We start from the raw sequence: 2,974 nt of genomic DNA, 5'->3' as shown, positions 1-2,974 counted from the left end.
GCACGGGACGCGGCGACATCCGTCACCACCGGCTCGTCGGAGGAGCCCTGCGGTGCCGTGCCGGTGGCGGCGCCCGGCGTCGCCGTCAGGGTCGGCGTACCGGCCGTCGGTGACGTGCCGGCGGAGGTCGGCGGGCCGACGGAGACCGGCGGGCCGGAGGTGCCGCCCGGCCGGGTGGGCTCGCCGGGCCGGCCACCGGCGACCGGCGGCGGTGCGACGGTTCCTCCCGCCGGTGGTGGCGCCGCCGGCTCACCGCCCGTGGGCGGCGGCGGTGGTGGCGGTGGCGATGGAGGGGCGGGGCGTTTCGGCGCGACGCCGGGACGGGGCGCGTCGTCGGCGTTGCGGTTGAGGGAGAACGACCAGCCCTCGAAGCTGCCGGACGCCGGCTTGCGGTTGAGCACGCCCTTGTCGCTGTACGTCCAGCTGCCGCCGTTCGGGGCGTGCCAGTACGACCAGTAGGCGCTCGCAGGCGGGGTGTCGACGCACTTCTCCGTCGCGGCCGACGGCTTGCCGTCGATCCGGCAGATGAACCCCTCGCCCCAGCGCAGGGTTCCGGTGATCGGGAAGCCCGCGTTCTTGAGCGCCGCGAGGCCGGTGGCCTGGGTGCCCGGCGCGCACCGCACCACCGTCCCGCCGCCGAGTTCGTTGAAGTCCACCACGACTGTGACCCCGGAGGCGTCCGGGCAGTAGCCGGCCGACCCGGCGGCCACCGCAGGACTGCCCGGTCCGATCGTGGTGCAGGCGGTGACCAGGGCGACGGCCAGCGCGCCACGGGCGGCGCGGAGGCTCATCCCGCCCGCCGTCGGCCGAGCACGAGCAGTGTCACTCCGCCACCGATCAGCAGCAGCGCGATCAGCAGGTAGCTACCGATCGCCACGCCGGTCGTCGGCAGCCCGCCCGGCCCGGACGCGGCCGGGGTCGTGATCGGCGGCGCGACGGTGGCCGGCGCCGCGGTCGTGGGCGCGGGTGTCGCCGGAGGGCTGGTCACGCTCGGCGTCGGGCCGGCGGTGCCGGTCGGTGGAGGCGACGTGGTGAGCGTGGGAGACGCGGAGGGCGTGGACGGCGCGGTGGGCGAGGCCGTGCCGGTCGGGGTGGGAGTCGACGTGGGCGGCGGGTCGAGGCCGATCCGGCCCAGCGGGACCTGGGCCAGCCCGAGCAGGGCCTGCGCGGTGGCCCGGCGCCACTGGTCCCGGTCGGTGTCGGTGATCCCGGCCGCCGCGGCAGCCGTGAATCCGTCGGTGTTGTAGGCGATCGCGCCGGCGTCGGCGGAGGCCGCGCCACCGTTGCCCGCGGTGAGCTGCAGCGCGGCCAGGGCCGTCGCCGCCCGGGCGGCCTCGTCGTCGCGGCCGGCGGCGGCGAGGGCCTGCCCGGCCAGGCCGGTGCTGTTGGAGTTCGCGCCGGTGGTGGGTCCCGAGCCGCCGAAGGAACCGTCGGCGTGCTGCTGGGTGACCAGCCAGTCGGCGCCCTTGCGGGCGGCGTCGCCGGCGCCCGTGGCGCCGTCCTCGGCGGCGGCCAGCAACGCCTGCACGGCCATCGCGGTCGAGTCGACGTCGAGGGTGGCGCCGGGCTGGTCGTCGCAGGACGGCGACGGCCCGTCGGCGGCGTCCGGGTAGAGCCGGAAGCCGCCCGCCGCGCACTGCTGCCGGATCAGGAAGTCCACCGGATCCTGTGGCAGGTCGCCGCTGCGGGCCAGGCCGAGCACGGCGAAGGACTGGTCGAAGGTGTTGCTGGCGTCCGGGCCGCTGTCGGCGGTGGTACGGCTGGTGATCCGTCCCCGCTGGTGCCCGGCGTCGGCCGTGGCGATCAGCGACAGGGTTTCCGCCCGCAGGTCGTAGCCGCCGAAGTCGGTGGGGTCCGCGTCGGCGGCGGCTGCGGCGTAGAGCAGTTTGGCGGTGGCCCCGCCGTCGGTGAAGCCCTCGATGCCCCAGTCGTCGTAGCTGTTGTAGGACCGTACGTGTGTCGCGACCTGCGCGGTCGCCGCCTGCCGGGTCGGTGCGTCGACGCCGGTGGCGGACAGCGCGACCAGGCCGTCGATGGTCAGCCCCCAGTCCTCGGGGGCGAACGGGCCGGGCAGCGCCCCGTCGGTGAACTCGCCGGCCAGCCAGGACGCGGCGTCGCGGGCGGCGGTGACGTGGGCCGGGGCGGGTGCCGCGACAACGGCCGGCGGGGTGCCGGTGATCGCGGCGAGAGCCGTCACCGTGGCTGTACCGAGACCGGTGGTGAGACGCCGGGACAGGGGCATCAGGGGTGCCTTTCGCAGAGCGGTCGGTGAAACCTCCGGAAAGCACCCCGAGAGACGGACACCCCGCTCCGCGTGCTGCGGTGGGCGGGGTGGTCGGACCTCGGCGGCCCGGACTTCACCCTGTAGACCTCGACAGTGGAAGCCGCTCGTCCCGGGCGGGGCATTCCGGCTCGCGAAAGGGACTCTCGCTCACGGTTGCGGGTCAGCGCCGGCTTCGAACCGGCTTCCCCCCACACGGGACGTATGCAGTTGTGCCCGGCGCACCGGGTGCCGACACCGTACCGCCCGGGCGCGCGACGACGCCAGAGCAGCTGCCGGTACCCGGCGCGCCGCTGGTCACACCGTTCGCAGCCGGCGGGTCAGGGAGCGGCGATGCTCGGCGGGGCGCCGGCGCCGAAGGACCAGCCCTCGACGCTGCCCGGCGCGGGGTTGTAGCCGGTCGCCCCCGACGTGCTGTAGGACCAGGAGCCGCCGCTGGACGCGTGCCAGTACGACCAGTACGCGGTGGCCGGCGGGGTGTTGACGCACGGCTCGGTCGCGGCGGTGGGCTTGCCGTTGATCCGGCAGACGAAGGCCAGGCCCCAGCGGGCGGTGCCGGTGACGGTGAAGCCGCCGTCGGCACGCTGAACGGACACCAGCCAGCGCAGCCCGGCGGCGGCGTCGGCCGGACGGTCCGCGGCGCGCAGCGCCTGCGTCACGAGCGCGGTGGCGTCCACGTCGGACGTGCAGACC

At 76.2% G+C, this 2,974-nt stretch carries 3 protein-coding genes and 1 riboswitch; all 3 genes read right to left on the bottom strand.

Features of this window, described 5'->3' with window-relative positions:
* Positions 1–791, bottom strand: a 791-nt coding sequence (locus KBX39_RS27645) for a hypothetical protein (protein ID WP_210873298.1), incomplete at its 3' end; no start/stop codon positions are given.
* A complete protein-coding gene (locus KBX39_RS27640; protein WP_210873296.1) occupies positions 788–2,242 on the bottom strand; it encodes a terpene cyclase/mutase family protein in 1,455 nt (484 codons plus the stop codon). The genes KBX39_RS27645 and KBX39_RS27640, both read right to left, overlap by 4 nt.
* A gap of 136 nt (positions 2,243–2,378) precedes the next feature.
* Positions 2,379–2,516: riboswitch (cobalamin riboswitch) on the bottom strand.
* A gap of 85 nt (positions 2,517–2,601) precedes the next feature.
* Positions 2,602–2,974 (bottom strand): hypothetical protein (locus KBX39_RS27635; protein ID WP_247660672.1); only part of this gene is annotated, 373 nt, incomplete at its 5' end.

Origin of the sequence: Micromonospora sp. D75 (genome assembly GCF_018070405.1) — a bacterium.
Lineage (GTDB): Bacteria > Actinomycetota > Actinomycetes > Mycobacteriales > Micromonosporaceae > Micromonospora > Micromonospora chalcea.
Note: the sequence above shows the minus strand (reverse complement) of the source record. Positions and strands in the feature narration are given on the sequence as shown.